Source organism: Fontivita pretiosa (assembly GCF_050410795.1).
GTDB classification, from domain to species: Bacteria; Planctomycetota; Phycisphaerae; order Tepidisphaerales; family Tepidisphaeraceae; genus Fontivita; species Fontivita pretiosa.
The window spans coordinates 4390467-4413333 of the sequence record NZ_CP191258.1 but is presented as its reverse complement, the minus strand read 5'-3'; the positions used below and the strand labels follow the sequence as shown (position 1 = coordinate 4413333).

The 22867-nt window shown below is 64.8% G+C and carries 19 protein-coding genes; 10 read left to right on the top strand and 9 right to left on the bottom strand.

The window, feature by feature from the left end; translation table 11 throughout:
• Positions 1 to 3 precede the first annotated feature (3 nt).
• Complete coding sequence (locus tag ACQS5P_RS17895; protein ID WP_428941042.1) at positions 4 to 624, bottom strand: sulfite oxidase-like oxidoreductase; 621 nt, start codon at positions 622 to 624, stop codon at positions 4 to 6.
• 59 nt (positions 625 to 683) lie between these two features.
• Complete coding sequence (locus ACQS5P_RS17890; protein ID WP_428937985.1) at positions 684 to 2339, bottom strand: sigma-70 family RNA polymerase sigma factor; 1656 nt, start codon at positions 2337 to 2339, stop codon at positions 684 to 686.
• 247 nt (positions 2340 to 2586) lie between these two features.
• On the opposite strand from ACQS5P_RS17890, the gene ACQS5P_RS17885 reads away from it, so the two are divergent.
• The 4 genes from ACQS5P_RS17885 to ACQS5P_RS17870 are packed head-to-tail and all read left to right on the top strand — an operon-like array spanning position 2587 to position 6828.
• Entirely contained in the window at positions 2587 to 3708 is a 1122-nt protein-coding gene (locus ACQS5P_RS17885; RefSeq protein ID WP_428937984.1) for a glycosyltransferase family 4 protein, read from the top strand.
• 54 nt (positions 3709 to 3762) lie between these two features.
• Positions 3763 to 4344, top strand: a complete 582-nt coding sequence (locus ACQS5P_RS17880) for a Clp protease N-terminal domain-containing protein (protein ID WP_428937983.1) — start codon at positions 3763 to 3765, stop codon at positions 4342 to 4344.
• Positions 4319 to 6172, top strand: coding sequence for an ArnT family glycosyltransferase (locus ACQS5P_RS17875; RefSeq protein ID WP_428937982.1), 1854 nt, complete (start codon positions 4319 to 4321; stop codon positions 6170 to 6172). Before ACQS5P_RS17880 ends, ACQS5P_RS17875 begins: the two co-directional genes overlap by 26 nt.
• Positions 6169 to 6828: a class I SAM-dependent methyltransferase gene (locus tag ACQS5P_RS17870; protein ID WP_428937981.1), complete on the top strand. Its 660-nt coding sequence runs from the start codon at positions 6169 to 6171 to the stop codon at positions 6826 to 6828. Before ACQS5P_RS17875 ends, ACQS5P_RS17870 begins: the two co-directional genes overlap by 4 nt.
• 193 nt (positions 6829 to 7021) lie before the next feature.
• Here ACQS5P_RS17870 and ACQS5P_RS17865 read toward each other — a convergent pair whose 3' ends face one another.
• Both ACQS5P_RS17865 and ACQS5P_RS17860 read right to left on the bottom strand, forming a co-directional pair.
• Complete coding sequence (locus ACQS5P_RS17865) at positions 7022 to 8047, bottom strand: calcium/sodium antiporter (RefSeq protein ID WP_428937980.1); 1026 nt, start codon at positions 8045 to 8047, stop codon at positions 7022 to 7024.
• A 12-nt stretch (positions 8048 to 8059) separates the two neighbouring features.
• Positions 8060 to 8641: a thioredoxin family protein gene (locus ACQS5P_RS17860; protein ID WP_428937979.1), complete on the bottom strand. Its 582-nt coding sequence runs from the start codon at positions 8639 to 8641 to the stop codon at positions 8060 to 8062.
• Between the two features lie 136 nt (positions 8642 to 8777).
• Here ACQS5P_RS17860 and ACQS5P_RS17855 point away from each other — a divergent pair, with 136 nt between their 5' ends.
• From ACQS5P_RS17855 to ACQS5P_RS17840, 4 genes are all read left to right on the top strand, one after another.
• On the top strand, positions 8778 to 10121 hold the full coding sequence (locus ACQS5P_RS17855; protein ID WP_428937978.1) for a trypsin-like peptidase domain-containing protein: 1344 nt from the start codon (positions 8778 to 8780) through the stop codon (positions 10119 to 10121).
• Positions 10122 to 10160: 39 nt separating this feature from the next.
• On the top strand, positions 10161 to 11006 hold the full coding sequence (locus ACQS5P_RS17850) for a DUF3891 family protein (protein WP_428937977.1): 846 nt from the start codon (positions 10161 to 10163) through the stop codon (positions 11004 to 11006).
• Positions 11007 to 11170: 164 nt separating this feature from the next.
• On the top strand, positions 11171 to 11659 hold the full coding sequence (locus ACQS5P_RS17845; protein WP_428937976.1) for a hypothetical protein: 489 nt from the start codon (positions 11171 to 11173) through the stop codon (positions 11657 to 11659).
• A 9-nt stretch (positions 11660 to 11668) separates the two neighbouring features.
• A complete protein-coding gene (locus tag ACQS5P_RS17840; protein ID WP_428937975.1) occupies positions 11669 to 12175 on the top strand; it encodes a MogA/MoaB family molybdenum cofactor biosynthesis protein in 507 nt (168 codons plus the stop codon).
• 14 nt (positions 12176 to 12189) lie between these two features.
• Here ACQS5P_RS17840 and ACQS5P_RS17835 read toward each other — a convergent pair whose 3' ends face one another.
• The 4 genes from ACQS5P_RS17835 to ACQS5P_RS17820 are packed head-to-tail and all read right to left on the bottom strand — an operon-like array spanning position 12190 to position 16472.
• Complete coding sequence (locus tag ACQS5P_RS17835; protein WP_428937974.1) at positions 12190 to 13320, bottom strand: four-carbon acid sugar kinase family protein; 1131 nt, start codon at positions 13318 to 13320, stop codon at positions 12190 to 12192.
• 12 nt (positions 13321 to 13332) lie between these two features.
• The gene (pdxA, locus tag ACQS5P_RS17830; protein ID WP_428941041.1) at positions 13333 to 14376 is read right to left on the bottom strand and encodes a 4-hydroxythreonine-4-phosphate dehydrogenase PdxA; all 1044 of its coding nucleotides are present in this window, start codon (positions 14374 to 14376) and stop codon (positions 13333 to 13335) included.
• Positions 14377 to 14406: 30 nt separating this feature from the next.
• On the bottom strand, positions 14407 to 15327 hold the full coding sequence (locus ACQS5P_RS17825; protein WP_428937973.1) for a dihydrodipicolinate synthase family protein: 921 nt from the start codon (positions 15325 to 15327) through the stop codon (positions 14407 to 14409).
• Between the two features lie 2 nt (positions 15328 to 15329).
• Positions 15330 to 16472 (bottom strand): iron-containing alcohol dehydrogenase, encoded by a 1143-nt coding sequence (locus ACQS5P_RS17820; protein ID WP_428937972.1) that lies wholly within the window; start codon positions 16470 to 16472, stop codon positions 15330 to 15332.
• A 366-nt stretch (positions 16473 to 16838) separates the two neighbouring features.
• Between ACQS5P_RS17820 and ACQS5P_RS17815 the strand changes: the two genes are divergently transcribed.
• On the top strand, positions 16839 to 19163 hold the full coding sequence (locus ACQS5P_RS17815; protein WP_428937971.1) for a hypothetical protein: 2325 nt from the start codon (positions 16839 to 16841) through the stop codon (positions 19161 to 19163).
• Positions 19164 to 19174: 11 nt separating this feature from the next.
• Positions 19175 to 21556, top strand: coding sequence for a TIM-barrel domain-containing protein (locus ACQS5P_RS17810; RefSeq protein WP_428937970.1), 2382 nt, complete (start codon positions 19175 to 19177; stop codon positions 21554 to 21556).
• 50 nt (positions 21557 to 21606) lie between these two features.
• Here the strand turns inward: ACQS5P_RS17810 and ACQS5P_RS17805 are convergent, their stop codons facing one another.
• Positions 21607 to 22740 (bottom strand): TerC family protein, encoded by a 1134-nt coding sequence (locus ACQS5P_RS17805; protein WP_428937969.1) that lies wholly within the window; start codon positions 22738 to 22740, stop codon positions 21607 to 21609.
• Positions 22741 to 22867: the final 127 nt, after the last annotated feature.

The following is a 22867-nucleotide window of genomic DNA, read 5'->3' as shown; positions in this document are numbered from 1 at the left end:
TCCTCACCAACTGAACCGTTCCTCACGCCACGGGTCGCCGTGCATGTGATAGCCGTTCTGCTCCCAGAATCCCGGGGCGTCGGTGGCGCGAAGCTCGATGCCACGGATCCATTTAGCGCTTTTCCACAGGTACAGGCGCGGCACCAGCCCGCGCAGCGGCCAGCCGTGCTCGGGGGTAAGCTCCTGGCCTTCCCACTGATAGGCGAGGATGCAGTCGTCGGCGAGAAACTCGCTCAGCGGCAGGTTGGTCGTGAAGCCGTGTTCGCAGTGGCACATCACGAACTTCGCCTGTGGCAGGGGCCGCGCCGGCTCGATGATGGCGCGTGTGGGCACGCCGCTGAAGGTGTTGTCCAGCCGGCTCCAGTGGGTCACGCAGTGGATATCGCAGAAGACATCGACCGCCGGGATCTGGCGGATCTGCTCGTAGCTCAGCTCGTACTCATTCTCGACCAGCCCGAATACCCGCAGCCGCCAGTCCGGCGCATAGGGATCCACCTTCGGCACCGGCCCGTAGTGCAGCACCGGCCACTTGCTGGTCAGGGTCTGCCCCGGCGGGGTGCGATCCCGTGGCGAGCCGCGCAGGGTGTCGGGGCTGATGATTCGCCGCCTTGCTCCGTTCAGCATCATGAGCCGTTACCCGTTGCCCCCCAAGCACCCGAATCGGAACAAGGGTCCATGTCGTTCTACGTGATAGGGATGCTGCCCCGCAGCTTCGCCAGCGCGGCCTGCTCGATTTGCCTGACCCGCTGTTTGGAGATGCCCAGCCGAACGCCCAGCTCCTCGTAGCTGGCGGCGGCGGTCGAGTCATTCAGGCCGTAATGGGCCCGCAGGATGATTCTCTCGCGCTCGTCCAGCCGGGCCAACAGCGCCTGCACCTGATCGCGATGCGCCAGCCGCTCGATGGCCGGCTGCTGGCGGGTATCCGGCAGGTCGCCGACCAGCGGTTGGCCGCGGACGTGCGATGCCGCAGCCTGCATCAGCGGCACGCTGCGGGCAAAACCCTTCATCAGCGCCAGCGTCGCATAGGTGCTGAAGCGATTGCCCCGGTGAATATCGAACGATTCCACCGCCCGCATCAGCGTCAGGTTCCCTTCGCTGATCAGCTCCATCAGGTTCAGCCCCGGGCGAAGATGCTTCCGCGCGACGCTGACAACCAGCCGCAGGTTGGCCCGGACGATCGCGTTCTTGGTCTCGATGGCCTGGCGAAGATAGCCTTCCAGCACGTCCAGCTCGCGTGCCCTGGCGAACTGCGGCTCCAGCCGCCGCCGGGCCTGCACGAACTGCCACTTGTGAAAATTGAACTTCAGGAACAGTGCCCTCTCCTGCTCGACGGTCAGCAGCGGTGTGCGATACAGCTCCTGAAGGTACGGCGGCAGGTCCTTGGGGATGCGCAGCTCCTCGCCCGCCGGTGACTGCGCCGGAATCTGCTGCTGCGCCGCTTCGACGATGCGCTGGATGGTCGCGGCCGCGTCGGGCTGGTGATACAGCGGATCGTCGATGAAGTTGACCTTGCGGCGGTTGAGGCGCGCGATCCGCTCGTCGATGATCACGCGATAGATCGCGGCGCGGTTGCGATGATACTTGCGCGCCAACTGCTTCAGCGACACGCCACGACGATACGCCCGCAGGATTCGGGCACAATCCTCCTGGCTGAGCGGCGTCTGGGCCGATGGGAAAATCGCCGCCTGCGGGTTCTCCTGGTCGTGCTTGCGGATGGTGTGCAGGATGGTCAGCGGCGAGCGGTTGAGCTTGCGGGCGATCCGCCGCGCAATCTCCGCCGGGCAGCAGCCGCATTGCCCGGCCAGTCGTCGCGCCTGGCGGAGGATCCGCTGTCGCTCAAGCTGGTCCACCTGCGAGAAGTTCATCCCGCGCACGACCTGCTCGCGTCGGACAGTAAAGAACCGCTCGACGCTGCTGAGCAGAAAACCCACGCGACGCTTGCCATCGGGGAACGTGAATCGCCTGGCCGCCAGACCACGCCGACGCCAGCGCTGAATCGTCTTGCTGGTCACGTTGAAGCGTTCGGCCACATCCTCGATGCTCAGCACCGGCTCAGTGACCTGCCGGGTATCCAGTTCCAGCCGATCGCTCAGCCGCTCGATCAGCAAGCCCAGGTCATGCTGAAGCGCCAAGCCCGTCAAAAGCTCCGACGTGCCATTCTGTCGCGGCCGATATCCCGTGATGCGAAAAACCACCAGCTCCCAGGGATAGGCCTTGGCTGGGTCAATGTCGTGCAGGAGGTGTTCGGCGGCTGTAAGCTCCGCGGCCAGAGTCTGCCGCGGTGCGAAGCTCATTTGCCGCGCCAGCTCCGCCATGTTGTGCAGCCGAAACTTCGCCATCGCACTTGGATTATCCGTCGCGCCGGCGAAACGGTCAATGTAAATCCTTTTCAAACCGAAAGGTCCGAGCGTAAGGCACGTAACGGCACCCATGGAACAGCGGGCTTGCTCCATGGATCGTCGGCGATACTGTTAAGCCGCCAGTGACACGAACCTGGGACTACGAATCGATGCCAGCCGCGAGCAAAACCCAGCCCGGAAAACCGCACAGGCCAGCTCGCCCATCGCTCAGCATGAGACTCGCCCTGTGAATATCGCCTTAGTCATTCTTCATGCGGATCCGATGCGTGGCGGGGCCGAACGCTACACGATCGATCTGGCCGCGGCGCTGGCCAGACGGGAACATCACGTTTCGCTGGTGGCGACGCATTTTGCCGATCCTCCGGCGGGCGTGAAACTCGTCGAGCTGCCGGCCCGCGGGTTCACCAGAGCCGCGCGCTACCGCCGCATGCTCGATTCCCTGGATCTGCATCTGCGCCAGACCCCCTACCACATCGTGCACGCCATGTTCCCGGTGCGGCAGTGCCACGTATATCATCCGCACGCGGGCATGGCGGCAGCGGCAGTCGCCGGCAGGCCCCTCCAGACGCTTCTGAACCCCCGCCGCAGGGCCATGGCCCGCATCGAGCATCGCCTGCTCAACAGCCCCCATCCACCCGTGGTCCTGTGTCTTTCCGACTACGTGAAGCAGTCGGTTCTGCAACATTACCCCAGCCTCCCGCCGAGTCGGCTGGCTACTCTTTTCAACGCCGTCGATCTGGATCTGTTCGATCCGGACGTGCAGCATGGCGGGCAGAAGCTGCGCGCCGCGCGAGGCATCGGACCCAACGATGTCCTCGCCCTGATCGTCGCTCAGGACTTTGTACGCAAAGGGGTGCCCCAGGCAATCGCGGCCACGCGGCAGCTCAACGCCCGCCGAGCGCCCGGACAACCGCCGCTGAAGCTGCTGGTCGTCGGCTCCGGCAGGCACCACCCCGACGCCGACGACCCCAACATCATCTTCGTCGGCGCCGATCGCAAAATCGCCCGCTACTACGGCGCCGCCGACTTCTTCGTGCTGCCCACACGCCACGATCCATGCAGCCTGGTCGTTCTGGAGGCACTGGCCATGGGCCTGCCGGTCATCAGCACACGCTTCAACGGCGCCTGCGAGATCATGACCGACGGAATCCATGGCTTTGTATTGTCCGACCCCGACGACCTGGCCGCGTTGTCCCAGGCCATGTACAAGCTGCTGGACCCCCACCTGCGGGCGCGCATGTCCGACGCCTGCCGGCAGCTTCGTCCCAAGCTGTCCTTTGAGCATCATGTGGATCGCCTGCTACAGATTTATCAGAGCTGTCGTGTAGAATCCGACAATCGAGGCTAGACGATCACCGGGCCTGCGGCAGCGCCGGCAGGCCACTGACAGGAATACCAACGGATGTTCGACCGATTCACCGACCGCGCACGACGGGTGCTGACGCTGGCCAGACAGGAGGCGATGCGTCTGGGCCACGATCACGTCGGCACCGAGCACCTGCTGCTGGGGATCGTGAAGGAAGGCAGCGGGCTGGCGGCCGTCGTGCTGGAGAAGTTCAACGTCAGTCTGCCCACCGTGCGACAGAAGGTCGAGGAGCTGTGCCACGGCCCCAGTGCAACTCCACCAACCTCCAGCGGCTCGCTGCCCCAGACCGATCGGTACTCGCGCGTGCTGGCCTGGGCGATCGACGAAGCCAACGCGCTGGCCAACAACTACGTCGGCACGGAGCACCTGCTGCTGGGCCTGCTGCGTGAGCCGGAAGGAACCTCGGCACGCGTGCTGGCGAGCCTGAACCTCAAACTTGACCAGGTACGCGCCGCGACGCTGAACCTGCTGGGCCGAAGTCCGCAGGCCAAACCCTCGCTGCTGGAACGCGCCATGCGCGATCTGGAACACCGTCTGGACGATGAACTGCTCGATGAGCATCAGGTCAAGGCGGTGGTGGAGGCGTTGATCCATGCCGGCTGGCGGCCACAACAATGACCGCGGACAGCGAGGTTTGAAGATGCAGCAGCAGGTCGTGGCGGAACGGTCAAGCGAGGATCACTGCTTCGACCAGCGGATCCGTCGTCCGCTGGTGTGGTTGGCGGTGGCGACGCTGCTGGCGGCGGGCGTGTTCGCCGCCGTGGCGCCGACGCTGCGCTGGCTGGAGTTCTCCAATGGCGCCGAGGGCCTGAACGTCGGCACCGCCATGGAAATCCGCCGCGAGGGAAACTGGCTGGTGCCCACCCTTCAGGGCCAGACGCGCCTGGCCAAGCCACCGCTGACCGCCTGGATCACCGCGCTGGCGATCACGGACCAGACGATGCGCCAGATTTCCAGCCGCGATGCGAGCCAGCGCGAGCGGGGGTTTGTGCGTCTGGCCTGGCAGACGCGCTGGCCGGCGCTGTTGGCCGGGTGCGGGATGCTGCTGGCGACGGGCATGCTGGGACGACTGCTCGCCGGTCCCGACTGCGGCCTGTTGGCAATACTCGCCGCCGCCACCAGCCTGCTGTTCCTCCGCTACTGCCGCTACGCCACCACCGACATCCAGCTCGCCTGCTGGGTAGCACTGACCAATGCCATGTTCGTCCTGGCCATGCTCAGCACCCGCCCCGGGCATCGCTGGCTGGGCTGCATCGCCGGTGGCGCGGCGCTGGGGCTTGCCATGCTCAGCAAAGGCCCGGTGTCACTGATTCAGTCGATCGTCCCGCTGTGGCTGTGGCTGCTCCTGGCGCGGTTTGTGCCGCTGATGGCCAGGCCGGGCGACGAAACGGATGCCTCTGAACTGCATCACCGTCCGGCGCCCGCGTTCCCCGGCGTGGGGGCGACGTTCGCATCGATCGCGACCTGCCTGCTCATCGCCCTGCCCTGGTTCATCCTCATTCTCATCCGTGAACCGGACGCTTTGGAGCTTTGGTACCGCGAGGTCACCCGCAAAGGCGCCACCGACGCCAGACCCGACCCCTGGTACAGCTATGTATTCATGCTGGCCTACGTCCTGCCCTGGACGATCTTGTTCGTCGTCGGCGCGGTTGTGTCGCTTCAGAGACGCACGTGGCGGCTGCTGTTGCCCCTGCTTCTGCTGATCGTGCCAATCCTGATCATGAGCCTGGCAAAGGACCGCACCGAGCGATACCTGCTGCCGATGCTTCCCGCCGCCGCCGTGACCATCGGCATCGGCGCCGAACACATGCTGCGTGCCTGGAAACAGCCGACGTTCGTTGATCGCCTGGTGGGATTCGGGCATTGGGTGCTTGTCGGGGCGATGGCGATCGGCTTCCCCATCGCCGCCGCGACGCTGTTGGACCCGCCGTGGTACTCGCTGGCGGTTGCCCTCGGCGCCGCAGTAATCGGCGCGGGCGTTGTCGGCATGGGGGCGATGCTGCAACGCCGTGTGCCGGCCTGGGTGCTCCTGAGCACCTGCTGCGTGATGCTCGGCCTTCAGGCGTTGTACATCCACGGCTACCGCAACACGCGCTCCGGGCGGGCCGAAGTCCGCCCGCTGGCGCAGGCCATCCTCGAGCATTGTCCCGATGCCGTGGTCTACAACGCGCACCCTCAGGGCAAACGCCCACCACCAGAGATCGGTATCTACCTCAACCGCACCATCCGGTTGATCCAGAACGTCGCGGCGATCGAGCCTGGCGGTTCGAGGCCTGTCGTCGTTCTCACCCGCCAGAACCCTGACGAACCCGAACCCGTCCTGCCGCCGCCCTGGCAGCCCCTGGCCCGATCGCGCCGCGACAAGGCCTGGTGGTGGGCGTTCGTGATGCAGGCTCCCGATGCAGAACAAGCAGTGCCACAAGCCGCAGGCGGAGGCAATCCGTGAACCGACAACCGCCAATGTTCAGGCAGACGATTCGCGACCGCTTTACGATCATCGCGCGGTACGTGCAGCCGGGCCGGACCGTCATGGACCTGGGTTGCGTCGATTCCCGTCCCGCGCGGCACGACGCCGCCGCACGCCTGCATTACAAGGTCAATCTCCTGCATAAACGCATTGCCGAGATCAACCCCGACGTGCTGGGCGTTGACATCGACCCCCAGGGCGTAAGCATCCTGAATGCTCAAGGCTACAACGTGATCGTCGGCGACGTCGAGACCATGGATCTGGGGCGAACCTTCGATACCATCGTCGCCGGCGAAATCATCGAGCATCTGGAAAATCCCGGCCGGTTCCTCCGCAACATGCGAAGGCATCTCAAGCCTGACGGCGTGATCATCATTTCAACGCCGAACCCGTTTTACGCAGGATCGGCCTGGAAAATCTGGCGCTACGGTAAGCCCGCCGTGCACGAGGATCACATGGGCTGGCAGGATCCGATCACGCTCGGCCAGCTCTTGGTTCGCACGGGCTTTGAGCCGTTCGAGGGTTATTGGGTCCAGCCGAGGTCGAACCCGCTGAAGACCTGGAAACGTCTGTTGCGTCCTTATTTTTCGCACACATTGATGATGCTGGCCCGCGTGCGGGCCGGGGGCGATTGAACCGGATCGGCAACGCTCGGCCGCGCGCCTGCTCAAGTCCGCGGGCGTGCGTGGTCGATAAGATCCCTAGCCTGCGACCTGCTTAACACTCAACACCCCAGGCCCAATGTGCTGGCCTCTGTGGATAAAGAAGGCATTGGTCGCGGGCTTTTTTTGTGCGCCGCGCGGGGCGCCGGGAGGTTGACGGTGATGGTCAGCGGCTGAACAACGTCCGCCAGACCACGAAGGACAGGTACGCCGCCAGCAACAGCCCGCCTTCGGCGCGGGTGACCATTCGCGGCCCGCGGATGGTCACTGGAAGCAGCGCCGCACTCAGTCCTGCCATCAGCAGCAGATCGACATGCCCGCCATCAGGGATCGGTATCGGGCGAATCATGGATACCACTCCGCCGATGAACAGCAGGTTGAAGATGTTGGATCCGACGACGTTCCCGATGGCAATGTCGCTTTGTCCGCGGCGGGCGGCGACGACGCACGTCGCCAGCTCCGGCAGCGTGGTGCCGAAGCTGACCAGGGTCAGCCCGACGATGTTTTGCGGAACACGAAGAGCCTCGGCGATGCTGACCGCGGCGGCGACCGCCAGCCTGCCCCCCGCCGCCACCCCCACCAGCCCGCCCAGCGACATCAGCCCGCTGAGCCACAGTGGCCTGTCCCGGCCCGCCGCCGCCACCAGCCCGCGCCCCGTCTCAATGTTCCGCTCGACCTCCTCGACCAGGGCGTCGTGCTGAAGCTTCGGCTCATCGCGGCGAGTCAGGGCATCCTTGATCACGTAGTACAGGAACACGCAGAACAGCAGCAGCAGGATGGCCCCATCCCCGCGAACCAGCGCGTTGTGGTCCACGTGATTCAGCAACCGGTCGCCGCTGAGCACCAGCATCCCCGCCACCGCCAGCAGCATCATCGGGATCTCACGCACGATCACCGATGCTTCGACCTGAAGCGGACGGATCATGGCCGTCAAAGCCAGCACGAAGCCGATGTTGACCGCGCACGAACCGATGACGTTGCCGAAGGCAAGTCCTGTGCTGCCTTTCCAGGCGGACAGACAGTTGATCACGACTTCGGGCAGACTGGTACCGAAGGCCACCAGAGTAAGCCCGATGATCAGCGGCGGCACACCCGCCGCACGCGCCAGCGCCGACACCCCGCGCACCAGCAGGTCCGCGCCGCCAATCAGCAGCGCAAGACCCGCCACGAGGATGAGGATCTGCAAGAGCATCAACCCCGCCGCTCAGACCAGATCGCACGCCTCCGGCGGCATCCACTTGTCGGGCTTGCCCTTCCACTTGATGTTGCAGCCGATGGGATTGGTGACGGCCACCGGCGGCTGCTTGCCCGCCAGCAGCGCCTCGACCGCATCGCGCAGCTCGTGGGTTCGTTCCAGGCCGGGGTTCCGCGGGTTGTCGTCCATGCGTCCGGTGTAGCGGAGCTTGCGCTGCTCGTCGAAGACGTAAAAGTGCGGCGTGCGCAACGCCCCGTATGCCCGCGCCACTTCCTGGGTCTCATCTCGAAGGTATGGGAACGGATACTTCAGCTCCCGGGCACGTTGCTTCATGTGCTCGAAGGAATCGGTGGGATGGTTCTCCGTCTCGTTGGAGTTGATCAGCACCATCGCCACCCCCCGAGGCGCGTAGTCGGCATAAAACTTTTTCATTCGCTTCTCGCTGCCATGCACGTACGGGCAGTGATTGCACGAGAAGACCACGACCAGAATCCTGGCCTGCTTGAAATCCTCAAGCGAGTAGACCTTGTCGTCCACGCCCGGCAGCTTGAAGTCTGGTGCCGGTTGACCGATCTGGAGTGTAAATGCCATGAGAATCGCTCCTTGGGGCTGTATCGATCATACGCAGCTTACGACATCCGGGCGGGAGTTTGAAGTCCGCCGCAGTTTGACCGTTGCCACAACCGTGCTACCGTCGTAGGTGTCTAATGCACGGGAGATCCCTTTCATGAACAAGCTCACGGGCGCGCTGCTGATATCGGCAATGGCGTTGGCAGGTTCGGTTGGCGTCGCGTCGACGTCGCACGCGGCCGACGCCGCGGTCAACCTTCGCCGCACCGTCACCGTTGACGTCGTCGAAAAAACAAAGGACGCCGTCGTCTACATCTCCTCGACCAAGATCGTCGCGCAGCGGTTCAGTCCGTTCGGCAACGATCCGTTCTGGCAGCAGTTCGACTTCGGGGATATCCGATATGTGCCCGTCGGCTCGCTGGGCAGCGGTTTTATCGTGCACCCCGAGGGATACATCGTCACCAACAGCCACGTCATCGACCGCGCCCGCCAGATTGACGTGGAACTGCTGGATGGCAGAAAGTTCCCCGCCGAGCTGATCAGCGCCGATGCCGAAGCCGACCTGGCCATTCTCAAGATCAGTGCCGATCGGCCGCTGCCAACTCTGGAACTGGGCGACAGCGCGGATCTGATGATTGGCGAGCCGGTCATCGCGGTGGGCAATCCACTGGGCTACAGCCACTCGGTCAGCACGGGCATCGTCTCGGCCATTCATCGCGACTTGAAAGCCCCGGACAATTCCGTGGTGCTCACTGACCTGATCCAGACCGACGCGGCGATCAATCCGGGCAATTCCGGCGGGCCGCTGCTCAACGCCTACGGACAGGTGATCGGCATCAACACCGCGATTCGCGGCGACGCGCAGAACATCGGGTTTGCGATCCAGGTCAACCGCCTGCGCGACCTGATCCCTGAATTGATGAATCCCGCCCAGGTCCGCAAGCTGGAGATCCCCCTGAAGCTGCGGGAGCGACGCACGCTCACCCCGCCGGCCAACATCCAGGTGGTCATCGAGCGTGTCGACGGCGGCCATGGCAAGTCCGCCGCGACGCAAATCGTCCGCAGCATCGCCGGCAAACAGCCCCGCAACATCGTCGATGCCTACGCGATTCTGCTCAAGCAACAGGCCAATCGCCCCTTCGAGGTCGAATTAGAGGGACAAAAGCCGCTGAAGATCGAGCCGCGTCCGGCGCCGCTGCCTGACGCGATCGTCAAGGCCCGCCAGCGGCTGGGGATTACCGTCGAGCCGGTCACGCCGATGCTGGCCGAAAAGTACGGCTTAAACACCGAGCAGGGGATGTTCGTGACCGAAGTGATCAAGGACAGCGTCGCCGACCGCGCCGGCATTCAGCCGGGAGACGTGATCCTCCAGATCGGACGATATCCGGTGCTGAATCTGGAGCGATTCTCGGTGGTGATGCAACATCTTCCCGAGCGTGGCCGGGTGCGGGTGCGCATCATGCGCGGCCCGCAGATCGGTGATGGATTCCTCCAGCTTTAGCAGCCCTGCCAGGCCGCCTGGCTCAACTGGTCTCACCGGATGATCCGCCGACAGGTTGGCAACGAGTACTGGCTGATCACGCAGGATGATCACGCCCGGCTGGCCGGGGAGCTGGCCAGGCATCTGGGCAACGATCGCTTTTCGCCGCCAAGTTCGCAGTCGGCGATCCTCGGGATCGCGATGCATGACAGCGGCTGGCCGCTGCATGACCAGGCGCCGAGCCTCAACGCCCGGGGCCAGCCCCTGGACGTGTTCGAATCCCCGCGGGAACTTGCGCTGAAAGTGTGGGAGGAATCAGCGCGGCGGGCGGCGGCGCAGGATGACTACGCCGGGCTGCTGGTCAGCCTTCACAGCCTGGCCCTGTCCATCTTCGCCGCGTCGCATCCGTCGGCTTCGGGTCCCAGCAGCCGCTGGAATCTGTCCGATCCCCGCGCACGATTCGAAATCAATCGTTTCCAGCACAACATGATCGAGCTTCAGGAGTCGTTGCGCAAGCGACTGGGCATGCGCACCGATCGACCGCTGACCAACGGCCTGGCCGATCCTTCAACCACCGACCCGAAAGAGCAGCGATTGACGTTCGACTTTCGTCTGCTTCAGGCGATGGACACGATCAGCCTTGGCGTCTGTTGCACAACCCCGCCATTCTCGCAGGTGCAACAGATGCTGCCTCGTCCCGGCGCCACGACGCCGGTCACACTCCAGCTCCGCCGCGCCGACGATGTGTTGGCGGTGGATCCCTGGCCATTCAGCGGCGACGAAATACGCGTGCGGGTTCCCATTCGCCGGCTGCGGGCGCAGCGATGGGATGATGAATCCAGCTTCCGCCGGGCATACGCCGCAGCGCCGGTGGAGTACTTTTCCTCGCTCATCCGTCGCGGGTGAATGGATGCAGTATCACGGCGTTCGGCCCGTGCGGATGCTCCACCTGCCGCCAGCCCGCACACCCGGACAGACAAAAATCATTTACTGCCCGGAAGCAAACCCGTACATTGCGTGGCATGAGAACCGCCGCTTTGTTGTTCGGCTGCCGGAGCCTGCTCGCGTGTATGCTGCTGATCGGCTGCGGCCCGAAGGTTCAGAAGCGAACCTACGACGTGACCGTCGAGAACCGCTCGGCCAGAACGGTTACCGTCTGGCTGACCAAGAACGGCCCGGCGTGGGAGCAGGGCTGGAAGTCGCCGGAGGATCTGGCCATCGAGTCGCCCCGCGCCGACGAGCCCATCGGCGGCGTGGTGGTGCCCCCGGGCAAAACCGCATCCACCGGACGACGCACCGGGCGATTCGTCGGCAACACCGACGCCATCCTGCGCGTCTACCTCGGGCAGCATACGTTCAGCGACCTGCTGGCCATCAGCCGCGACAGCCCCAGTCGCATCGACGTGACGCTCAAGCCCGGAGCCAACACGATCATCGTCACCGACGCCGATGGCGGAGTGAGCGTGGTTCGGGAGGAGCAGATGCCAACCGAAGTGCCCCACTCGCCCGCGCCACAGACGGCAGAACCGCCGACGACGCAGCCGGCGATCCCCTCGTGAATCCGCGTCATGGCCCACGAACAGCACCGCAGCTCGTCGCAGCTTCTGGTCGCGCGATGCGCGATCATCACCCTCAGCGACACGCGGACTGAAGCGACCGACGCCAGCGGCCGGCGGATCCGGGAACTGCTCGAATCCGACGGACACCAGGTCGCTTTCTACCAGATCATCCGTGACGAGCCGGCGGAGCTGGAAATGCTCCTGCTGGACCTTCTGGCTCGCGAAACGATTGATGTCGTGCTGACCAACGGCGGCACCGGCATCAGCCGGCGCGATCAGACCATCCCCCTGATCCAGAAGCACCTGACGCACTTGCTGCCCGGCTTCGGCGAGTTGTTCCGCATGCTGAGCTGGCAGCAGATCGGCAGCGCAGCGATGCTTAGCCGCGCCATCGCCGGAATCGCCGGCGGCAAGCCCCTCTTCGCCATGCCCGGATCTACCAAAGCCGTGGAGCTGGCGATGACCCAACTCATCCTGCCGGAGCTGCGGCACCTGCTGTATGAGCTGCGAAAGTGAGCCGGTCTTCAGCTTCAGCCGCGCCAGACCGCATCCGGCCAGGGATAACTGCCCGGCTTGACGACGATGCCGGGAGCCTGCGGCCGCTGCGGCTGCATCGCGACCACGCCAGTGGCAAGCTCGCCGACGATAGCGAACGTATCCCAGCCCAATCGACGGCAGACCGCCGACGCCGTTGCTCCGCCCTCCAGAAAAATCAGGTCGATCCGAGAGCGTTGCAGCACCGCCTCCACCACCTCCGCCAGCGCCTCCTGATACCGCAGGCTGGCGCCGGGGGAGCGGTCGATCGGCCGGGCGATGTTGATCATCGCTCGCTCGGTGCGTTCCAGCGCAGCTCGCACCTGTCCGATCCACACTCCAGTGTCGTCCGGCATCGGCAGAACCTGCACCGAATGGCGCTCAGCGATGTGGGCAAGTTGCCGGCTGTATGCCGACGCGCTACCGCAGACGAACAGTCGCGTGTCGCCTTGCATCCTGTCCAGAAATGGCCTGACCGGGCCAAGACCGCGCTGACGCAGAATCGCCTGGAAAAAATCAGCACCTCCGCACGGCAGCACCTGCTGATCGAGCAGGCTGGCCCAGCGATCCACATCTTCGGCGCTGCCGGCATCACCCAGCGTGATTCCAGGCTCCAGCGTCGCGCAGGCGTTGGGATCGGCGATGTGCAGCCGCTGCGTGCCGTGCTTCGCCAGCAGCTCCAGCACATGCGATGATCGGGCCGGATGATCAGGGTCATCGGCAAAGGGCGTCTGATCCAGCGGAACTCCGTCGATCCGGTAGACGCCCTGGCGGATGGTTCGCCCGCGGGACGGGTTGGCCGCCACCAGCAACGCCGCGCGTCGATTGAAGACCTCCATCACCGCTTCGATTTCCGCGCGAACGGGACCGCGGAGCACCGAATCGGTCTTTTTGTAGATCAGGTCAAACGGCTCATCGGCAAGATGCCTGAGCAACGACCGCACGCACTGCGCCGCCGACTCGGCTGGCAACGCGCGCGAATCCGTGTCGAACACGCTCAGCCCCGGCGACGCCGGTGCACCGCCCGGCGCGCGAGCCAGTCGCGCGCTCAGCCCATACCGATGCCCCAGCCCCGCAATCTCCGCGGCGCCGCTCAGATCGTCGGCAATCACCAGTGCACGCTGCATCGATTGGACCTGCTACCGCGCCGCGCCCTGCCCCGCTGTCCGCTCTCCCGTCGTCCCCTGCCCCGCCGCCGACATCTTCGCCGCATACTCGATCGCATCCAGCAGGCTGGCGTCGCTGGCGGTGCCGTGGCCCGCCTGGTCGAAAGCCGTGCCGTGATCCACCGACGCGCGGATGATCGGCATGCCCAATGAAACGTTGATTCCTCTCACGCTCACCCACGCCCGGCGCCCGGCATCGTACTTGAACCCCTGGAGCTTGACGGGAATGTGCCCCTGGTCGTGGTACATCGCCACCGCGATGTCGTAGGCGCCGGCCACCACCTTGGGAAAGAATGTGTCCGCCGGCTGCGGACCTTCAACGTCCATGCCCATGGCGCGCGCCTGCTGGATGGCGGGGATGATGTGCTGCTGTTCCTCGGTGCCGAACAGTCCACCGTCGCTGGCGTGAGGGTTCAGCCCCGCCACGCCGATCTTCGGACGGTCGATGCCGAGCTTTCGGCAGGCATCGTGGGCAAGCTGGATCACCTTCAGCACGCGGTCCTGCCTGACCGCATCGCACGCCTGCCGCAGCGAAACATGCGTCGAGACGTGCACGACGCGCACGTTCCCCGCCGCCAGCATCATCGTGAAATCGCTGGTGCCGGTGAAGTGCGCGAAGATCTCGGTATGGCCGGGGAAATGATGTCCCGCCGCGACCAGGGCCTCCTTGTGGATCGGCGCGGTGACGGTGGCGTGGACCTTGCCGGCCATCGCCAGCTCGATCAGCACTCGGACGGCCTCGAACGCCGCGTGTCCCGCCATCGCCGAGACCTTGCCGATCTCGAGCTTCTGCACATCGACGTTGCCCAGGTCGTAGACGTCGATCGCATCGCGCGAAAAATGAGCATCCTCGACGTTCCTGACGGCATGAATCTGCTGGAACGTTCGCGCGTAACTCGTCGCCCGGCGCATTACCGATGCATCGCCGATGACGATCGGCCGGCAAAGCTCATGCACAACATCCTTCGCCAGCGCCGAGGCAATGATCTCCGGCCCGACCCCGGCCGGATCACCCATGCTGATGCCGATGATCGGTTTCACTTTGTGCTATCCCTGGTAATCTCGAATCGGCGGGAGCATGGTGCGGCGGCAGATACCGCGCTGCTCGAGCATCCACTTCAATACCGCCAGCCCCTCGCCGAGGCTCCGGCCTTTCAGGTACTGGGCACACACCGCGTCGGTCTCGCGCTGGAGGCGTTCGACCTCGTCCCATCGCTGGGCCATGGCGGCCTCGTACATGGCGGTGTACTCCGCTGCAACCAGGTGTGCTCCGCTGGGGACCAGCCCGACTCCGCCGTGTTTCAGCCCGTGCGTGAACAGCGAACTGGAACCCAGAAGCACCGGGAATCCGCCCCGCCCGCCGCATCGCCGCAGCAGCTCCGTCAGCCGATGCGCGTCATTGGCCGAGTCCTTGATCGCCACGATGTTCGGATGCCGGCGAAGGCGGTCAACCACGTCCAGCGAAATGTGATGATGCGTGGTAATGGGGATGTTGTACAGCACCAGCGGCAGCGGAACGCTGTCGGCCAGGCGAAGGAAATACGCCTCGATCTCCGCATCGTTCAACGGATAGTAGCAGGGCATGTGCGCCACGACGGCATCGACGCCGAAACTGCTGTAATCCCTGGCGGCCTCGACCGACTCGCGGAAGCAGTTGCTGGAGATTCCGGCGTAGACCATGGCGCGGCCGTTGACGGCGGCGACGGTGTATTCCACGAGCTTGCGACGTTCCATCGGGTGGATGGACGCCGCCTCGCCGGTCGTGCCCAGCGGGAAGATTCCGGCAACCCTTCCGGCCAGCAGAAGCTCGACCACGCGTGGCACGGCCTGCTGATCGATGTCGCCGGCGGGCGTGAACGGGGAGACCATCGGGACAACCACGCCACAATACCTGTTGGTGCCTGCGGCGGCGCCCCCTGGCGTCTGTGGGTTTGTCTTCAGGTTCGTGTTTGCGTTCGTGTCGTTCACGGTCAGAATGCGCTCCTGTAGATTTCGATCGCATCGTCCAGGGTCAGCGGCCTGACATTCCGCTCCAGCAGACGCGTGACGGTCATGGCCGCGCGAGCCATTCGCTCGATGGCATCGCGGGGAATGTTCAGCTCCGACAACCGCGAGGGTATCGCACATCGGCGTGACAGATCCTTGATGATCTCAAGCCCCCGCCGCGCGGTCTCCAGATCGTCGCCGCCGCGTTGCGCGCCCAGCGCGATGGCGATGTCGGCATAACGATCCGGCGCAGCCGGGAGGTTGAACTCCAGCACGTGCGGCAGCAGGACCGCATTGGACACGCCATGCGCCACGTGAAATTCCCCGCCCAGCGGATACGCCAGCGCGTGCACCGCCCCGGTGTTCACCGGACCCAGCACAATCCCGCCGTACAGGCTGCCCAGCGCCAGGTTCGTCCGCGCCTCAAGGTCATTTCCATGCTCGACGGCGCGCGCCAGGTTCTGCGCGATCAGCCTCACCCCCTGAAGCGCATACAGATCGATCATCGGGTGCGCCAGTCTGTTCGCGTACGCCTCGATGCAGTGCGTCAGCGCATCCATTCCCGTGGAGGCGGTGACCGCGGGCGGAACGCTCAGCGTCAGGGCCGGATCGACGTAGGCGGCGTCGGGCATCAGGTGCGGGCTGATCACGCCCTTTTTGAGTTGATCCGTTTCATCGAGCAGGATCGCGTTGGGCGAAACTTCGCTTCCGGTGCCGGAGGTCGTCGGCAGGCACACCAGGCCGGTGGATCGTCCGGCGAGCTTTCCGATTCCGAAGGCATCGCGGATGTCCTGCTGGCTGTCAACGAACGCGGCGACGAGCTTGGCCACGTCCATCGCACTTCCCCCGCCCAGGCCGATGACGACGTCCGCCCGCGCCTGTCGCGCCGCCGCCAGCGCGTCCAAAAAAGTCTGGATCGTCGGCTCCTGGGACACGCCGTCCCAGATCACCGTGCCATCCGATTGCAGTGGACGGCACAACGATCGCGTCGGCGGCGAGGTGACGATGAAGCGTCGCCCGAACCGCCGCGCGGCCAGGTCCTGGGCGCACTGTTCGATCGCGCCCGCGCCGAAGACGAGCGTGCGTGGCTGGTGCAGCGTGATGAGTCGTTGCGTGATGCTGTTCATGCGTGTGCCAGGCCGCGTTGCGGCTGCCGCGCACGCCTGGCCTGCGGCAGATGCTAAGCGACCGCCCGGCGCGCGACAATGCCGCCCGAATGCGCCTGCGGCTGCCGCGCATCAGCGACGGCTCAATTTGGCCGGAAAACTCACGGGCGGCGTCCCGGCCCCTGCGCCAAATCGTAAAACAATTACGCTGGATCGCACTGCCGCATCGAGCGACACCCGATACCTTGGGCTGCAAGACTTGCCGTTGCCGGCGGCGCTGATGCCGCACCGATTCAGCCTGAGGGACACTGCATGGCACCAACCTGTGCGAGGCGGAGGACGCGATTCATCCGTTCGGCTCCATTTGGCGCTTGGTCAGTGCTGGGCATGACCGCCACGCTGGCAGCGCAGACCATCCCCGCCTTTCCCGGAGCCGACGGCGCCGCGGGGACAGTCAGCGGCGGACGCGGCGGAGTCGTCTATCATGTCACCCGGCTCGATGCCAGCTTCGCGGACAACGCCCCGGGCACGCTTCGCTACGGCCTGAACGATGCCAACTTCCCCGCCGGGCCACGCACGATCGTCTTCGACGTCGCGGGCGTGATCAATCTTGGTCGCTCGGTCGCGGGCTGGGACGGCAACGGCAACGGCTGGGACACGCAATCGCGGTTCACGATCCCCTCGAACATCACGCTGGCCGGGCAGACCGCGCCGGGGCGGGTGATCATCATGGGCGGGGTAACCAAGCCGGGCAGCAACAACATCATCCGCAACATCACCTTTGCCCCGGGCTACGGCAATCGCAACTTCAATGAACCTGGCAAGCCCCCCACGCCCGGAGATTTCCCCGACTCCTACGTTTATGATGCCCTGGACATCAGTGCCACCAACGTGATGATCGATCACGTCACCACCGTTTATGCCACCGACGAGACGATTTCCGCCAACGAGCTGGCGGGCAATGTGACCATCCAGTACTCGAACATCGCGCAGGGGCAAAACTATCCGCAGGCCGACGCCGAGGCCGGCACCCTCACCTACACCGGTCACGCGCTGGGCTCGCTTCTTCAGGGAGGCTCGAACGCCAAGTTCAGCGTACACCACAACCTCTACGCGCATCTGAAGGGCCGGCTTCCACGCGTCGGCAGCGAGGTCGGCACCGGCGCCCACAATGACTTCCGAAACAACGTCTTTTACAACTGGCTGGGCACCGCCGGCACCGGCGGCGCCGGACAGCCAAGCTTCAACAAGTTCGTAGGCAACTTCTACCTCGCCGGCCCGGGCGGAGAAGACCCGGTGGGCGGAACCAGCACGTTGACCACCAGCCGATCCGGAGGGACCGGCATCTTCAGCGGCAACAACTCCACCGGCACACGCGTGTTTCACCTGGGGAATCTGAAGGACATCAACAAGGACGGCGACGCGCTGGACGGTGTGGCGCTGAGCAACAGCGACTTCGGATCCTCCACGTTCGTTACCGACTCGGCTTTCTCGGTGCCCTACTTCGGCGTGACCGACAGCGCCACTGTCGCGTTCAACCGCGTGCTCAGCTATGCCGGCGCCAACTGGTGGATGCGCGACGCCGTCATCGACACCATCGATGAGCGGATCGCGCACGAAGCCCGCACGGGCACCGGGCGAATCGTCGCCTGGGCGGATGATCCGTTCAACCCCGACCCCAACGAGGGCGTCGAGTGGCGCGCGATGCTGAACACGCCCGTGGTCAGCCGTCCGGCGGGCTTCGACACCGACGGCGACGGCATCCCCAACGCCTGGGAAATCGCGCATGGGCTGAACCCCAACGCCCCAAGCAACAACGGCGATTTCGACTCCGACGGCTACACCAACCTCGAGGAGTACATCAACGAGCTTGCCGAGTGGCCGGCGCCGACCCCGATCACCTTCAGCGGCGCGACGAGCAACCGTTACGCGCAGATCACCAACTGGGACATTGTCTGGCAGCCGAGCAAGTACGATACGGCGCGGATCACGACGGGCACGGTGCTGGTCGACGCAGTCGGACAGCACGCGGGCACGTTGCTGGTGGGCGGCGGCGGAGCAAGCGCCACGCTGTCACTGAACGCCGGATGGATCCGCGCGCACAAGCTCGTGCGCGTCGGCGAAACCAGCAGCATCCGCTTCAACGGCGGCGCGCTGGACCTGGGCGGCGCCGGGATCTTCGACTATGCCGACCCCGCCAGCAGTCCGCTGGCTTCGTTGCTGGCGCAGATCATCAGCGGCTACGACAACGGCCAGTGGGACGGCGCGGGGATCAACAGCGCACTGGTGCGGGCGCTGCCGGGAACGGGCATCGGCATCGCCGAGGCGGGCGAGCTGGGCATCGCCACGTTCGCCGGCCAGGCGGTGGACAGCACCACGGTTGTGATGGGCGTGACTTTCTTGGGCGATGCGACGCTCGACGGGCGGGTGGACATCCGAGACGTGTACAAGCTGGCGATGAACTGGCAGTCCTCGGGCTACTGGGCATCCGGCGACTTCAACTACGACGGGCTGATCGATGCAAACGACCTGGAGCTGCTGGCGATGAACTGGCAGGCGGGCATCGCCAATCCCCAGGGGCTGTCCACACTGCTGGACGCGCTTGCGGAGCTGGGGCTTCCCATTGCCAGCGTGCCCGATCCGGCCGGCTGCGGTTTGGCGGGCCTTGGCATCGTGCTGTGCGCTGCGCGCGGCCGCCGTCGTCGCGTATGATGCTCCCCGGCATGCGGATCACTCGACACGAACGACAGGAAGATGCCCTGATCCTTCACGGCGACGGCGGGTTGCTGCGGCTGCGGATCATCGATGAGCGGATCATCCGTGTCACCCACACCCTGCGCAATACGTTTGCCGATGCACCCGGTTACATGATTCTGCCGCAGCCACGGCAGAACGCGCCGTGGGAACTGCGCGAAGATGATGTGTCGATCACTCTATCTACCGCATCGCTGCGGCTCAGCATCCTCAAGTCCACCGGGGCTTTCACCTGGACCGACGCGGCGGGCAGCGTGCTGGTTCGCGAGCCGGCGCGCGGCGGCAAGACACTCGACGAGGTGCCGGTCTATCGCAACATCTTCGACAAGTCGGCGCGCGTTCAGGAGACGCGCACCGTCGATGGCGTGCGAACCTCGGCGCAGAACTACACGACCGTTTTGGATCGCACCGCCTGCTCCACCAGGCTCGAATTCGAGTTCGCCGATGGAGAGGCGATCTATGGCCTGGGGCAGCATGAAGAAGGCATCCTCAACTACCGAGGGCACAGTCAGTACCTGTATCAGCAGAACATGAAGGTAGCCGTGCCGATGATCGTCTCGTCGCGCGGCTGGGGGATCCTGTGGGACAGCTACTCGCTGGCGAGCTTTCACGACGACCAGTACGGCTCGTACTTCTGGACGGACGTGGATGACGAGATGGACTTCTATTTCATCTACGGGCCGGAGCTCGACCAGATCGTCGCGGGCTATCGCAAGCTCACTGGCGGGGTGCCGATGTTTCCGCGCTGGGCGTACGGGTACATCCAGTCGAAGGAACACTACCGGAGCCAGCAAGAACTGCTGGAGATCGCCAGGGAGTATCGCCGCAGGAACCTGCCGCTGGACTGCATCGTGCAGGACTGGCAGAGCTGGCCGAAGGGGCAGTGGGGACAAAAGAGCTTCGATCCGGCGCGGTATCCGGATGTGAAGCAGCTCTGCGACGATCTGCATGCAATGAACGTGAAGTTCATGGTGTCGATCTGGCCGTCGATGCGCGGGGAGTGCCCGAATCAGGTCCAGATGCGTCAGGCCGGTCTGCTGCTGGGCAACGACGCGAACTACGACGCCTTTTCCGCCGCGGGACGGGCACTGTACTGGAAGCAATGCAACGAGGGGATCTTCCAATACGGCACCGATGCATGGTGGTGTGACTGCACGGAGCCGTTCGAGGGCGACTGGCGGGGCAAGGTCAAGCCCGAGCCTTGGAAGAGGCTGGTGATGAACGTCGAGCAGTTCAAGAAGTACCTCGATCCGGAGTTCATCAACGCCTACTCGCTGCTTCACTCTCAGGGCATCTATGAAGGGCAGCGATCCGTCAGCAGCGACAAGCGCGTCGTGAATCTGACGCGCAGCAGCTACTCCGGCCAGCAGCGATACGGCACGATTACATGGTCGGGGGATATTTCAGCGCGATGGGAGGTGTTGCGGAAGCAGATCGCTGATGGGCTCAACTTCTGCATCACGGGCAACCCGCGCTGGACGCTGGATGTCGGTGGATTCTTCGTCGCGAAGAAGGAGCAGTGGTTCTGGAACGGTGACTATCCGCGCGGCTGCGAGGACGAAGCCTACCGCGAGCTGTATGTCCGCTGGTTCCAGCTCGGCTGCTTCCTGCCGATGCTCCGCGCGCATGGCACCGATACGCCCAGGGAGATCTGGCGCTTCGGCGAGCCGGGATCGGTCTGGTACGACACGCTGGTCAAGTTCCTTCACCTGCGTTATCGACTGCTGCCGTACATCTATTCATTGGCCGCGTGGGAGACGCATCGCGACTACACGATGATGCGCGCGCTGGCGTTTGATTTCCGGCATGATGCAAAGGCGCTGAGTATCGATGATCAGTTCATGTTCGGCCCGGCGATGCTGGTCTGCCCGGTAACCCAGCCCGCCGCTACGTCCCGACGCGTCTACCTGCCCGCGGGATGCGATTGGATCGACTTCTGGACGAACCAGCGATACGCCGGCAGCCAGACGATCGACGCGCCGGCGCCGCTGTCGAGTCTGCCGCTGTTCGTCCGTGGCGGGTCGATCATTCCGATGGGCCCGCTGATGCAGCACGCCAACGAACAACCGCATGGCCCGATCGAGCTTCGCGTGTATGGCGGGGCCGACGCGAGCTGCGACCTGTACGACGACGAAGGCGACGGCTACGGGTACGAATCGGGCGAGTTCACCTGGACTCCCATCCGTTGGAGCGACCGCGCCGGCCTGCTCACATTGGGGCGGCGGATCGGCGGATTTGCCGGCATGCCGCGGCAGCGGAGATTCAATGTCGTCATCGACGCAGCGCACGCAGCCTCGGTAGACTACAGCGGCCAGGAGCAGTCCCTGCCGGCCCGCGCGAAGGACGGATGATCACAGGATCCGGGCGCAACCGGCGAATGCATCGACACGCCAGCCGGCTTTCAGATTGTGTGATCCGGGCATGTGGGCGGCGCGGCAGGATCGGCGGCGGCGTCGCGGCGGTCGGCCAGGATCGAGAACACCACCCCGCCCGCCAGGATCATCAGCACCAGCCCCAGCAGATAGAAGTTGAAGCTCTCACCCAATACCTGCTTGAGCCACGTGTGCATGAGCATCTTGGCGCCCACGACCGCCAGGATGATCGCCAACGCCACTTTCAGATAGCGGAACTTGTCCATCATTCCGGCCAGCGCGAAGTACAGGCTGCGAAGCCCGAGGATGGCAAAGACGTTGCTGGTGAAGACCAGGAACGGATCGGCGGTGATGGCGAAGATGGCGGGAATGGAATCGACGGCGAAGATCAGGTCGGTGGTTTCGACCATGATCAGGGCCAGCGCCAGGGGGGTGAGCATGATTTTCCCGCGTGCGGTTTTTTCGAGGACGGCGACGGCGGCATCGTGCGGACGCACGCCCGCGTCGGCGACGGGCGCGCCCGCCGGGGCGATCGGCTCGTGCGACTGGCTGGATCCGGCGCGAACGAAGAAGTGCTGCCCGTGAAACGTGTCGGTCACGGGGAACAGGCGACGTGTCAGGCGTATGACGATGTTGGCGCCCGGATCGGTGTGGTCGGTCTTCATCACCAGCATCTTGATCGCCGTCAGAATCAAAAACCCCCCGAAGATGTACAGGATCCAGTGGAAACGGGCGATCAGGGCGGCGCCCAGGCCAATCATCAGCCCGCGCATCACCAGCGCGCCCAGAATGCCCCAGAACAACACGCGATGCTGGTAGATCGCCGGCACCGCGAAAAACCCGAACAGCATCGCGATCACGAAGATATTGTCCACGCTCAGGGACTTTTCGACGATGTAGCCGGTGATGTACTTGACGGTTGCGCGGCTGCCGTCGTTGATCAGTCCATCGACGGCGTCGGGACGCGTGCCCAGGCCCATCCAGTGGTTCTCGTATCCGAAGTAGACGAACACGCTGAACAGCAGCCCCAGGGTGATCCAGACCGCCGACCAGCCCAGCGCCTCGGGCATCGTCACGACGTGGGCCTTGCGGTGAAACACTCCCAGGTCCAAGGCCAGAAGGAACAGCACCAGGGCGATGAAACCGATCCAGATCCAGAGCATTCGGGTTAATCCTCCTTTGCCAGGGTCACTTGGGGCGGCGGAGGCACGTGCCAACGAAGCACCGGCCGGCCGCGCGCAATCACCCGCGCGCTGCCGACCGGTCTTGCCAGACGCGAAGCATGGGGCA

Bases quoted from the DNA above. Each gene is read 5' to 3' on its own strand.
- ACQS5P_RS17850 (WP_428937977.1), top strand. From the start codon at position 10,161: ATGATCCGCCGACAGGTTGGCAACGAGTACTGGCTGATCACGCAGGAT.
- ACQS5P_RS17835 (WP_428937974.1), bottom strand. From the start codon at position 13,320: ATGCAGCGTGCACTGGTGATTGCCGACGATCTGAGCGGCGCCGCGGAG.
- ACQS5P_RS17890 (WP_428937985.1), bottom strand. From the start codon at position 2,339: ATGGCGAAGTTTCGGCTGCACAACATGGCGGAGCTGGCGCGGCAAATG.
- ACQS5P_RS17840 (WP_428937975.1), top strand. From the start codon at position 11,669: ATGGCCCACGAACAGCACCGCAGCTCGTCGCAGCTTCTGGTCGCGCGA.
- ACQS5P_RS17895 (WP_428941042.1), bottom strand. From the start codon at position 624: ATGCTGAACGGAGCAAGGCGGCGAATCATCAGCCCCGACACCCTGCGC.
- ACQS5P_RS17865 (WP_428937980.1), bottom strand. From the start codon at position 8,047: ATGCTCTTGCAGATCCTCATCCTCGTGGCGGGTCTTGCGCTGCTGATT.
- pdxA (WP_428941041.1), bottom strand. From the start codon at position 14,376: ATGGGTGATCCGGCCGGGGTCGGGCCGGAGATCATTGCCTCGGCGCTG.
- ACQS5P_RS17845 (WP_428937976.1), top strand. From the start codon at position 11,171: ATGCTGCTGATCGGCTGCGGCCCGAAGGTTCAGAAGCGAACCTACGAC.
- ACQS5P_RS17855 (WP_428937978.1), top strand. From the start codon at position 8,778: ATGAACAAGCTCACGGGCGCGCTGCTGATATCGGCAATGGCGTTGGCA.
- ACQS5P_RS17875 (WP_428937982.1), top strand. From the start codon at position 4,319: ATGCCGGCTGGCGGCCACAACAATGACCGCGGACAGCGAGGTTTGAAG.
- ACQS5P_RS17880 (WP_428937983.1), top strand. From the start codon at position 3,763: ATGTTCGACCGATTCACCGACCGCGCACGACGGGTGCTGACGCTGGCC.
- ACQS5P_RS17860 (WP_428937979.1), bottom strand. From the start codon at position 8,641: ATGGCATTTACACTCCAGATCGGTCAACCGGCACCAGACTTCAAGCTG.
- ACQS5P_RS17805 (WP_428937969.1), bottom strand. From the start codon at position 22,740: ATGCTCTGGATCTGGATCGGTTTCATCGCCCTGGTGCTGTTCCTTCTG.
- ACQS5P_RS17815 (WP_428937971.1), top strand. From the start codon at position 16,839: ATGACCGCCACGCTGGCAGCGCAGACCATCCCCGCCTTTCCCGGAGCC.
- ACQS5P_RS17810 (WP_428937970.1), top strand. From the start codon at position 19,175: ATGCGGATCACTCGACACGAACGACAGGAAGATGCCCTGATCCTTCAC.
- ACQS5P_RS17820 (WP_428937972.1), bottom strand. From the start codon at position 16,472: ATGAACAGCATCACGCAACGACTCATCACGCTGCACCAGCCACGCACG.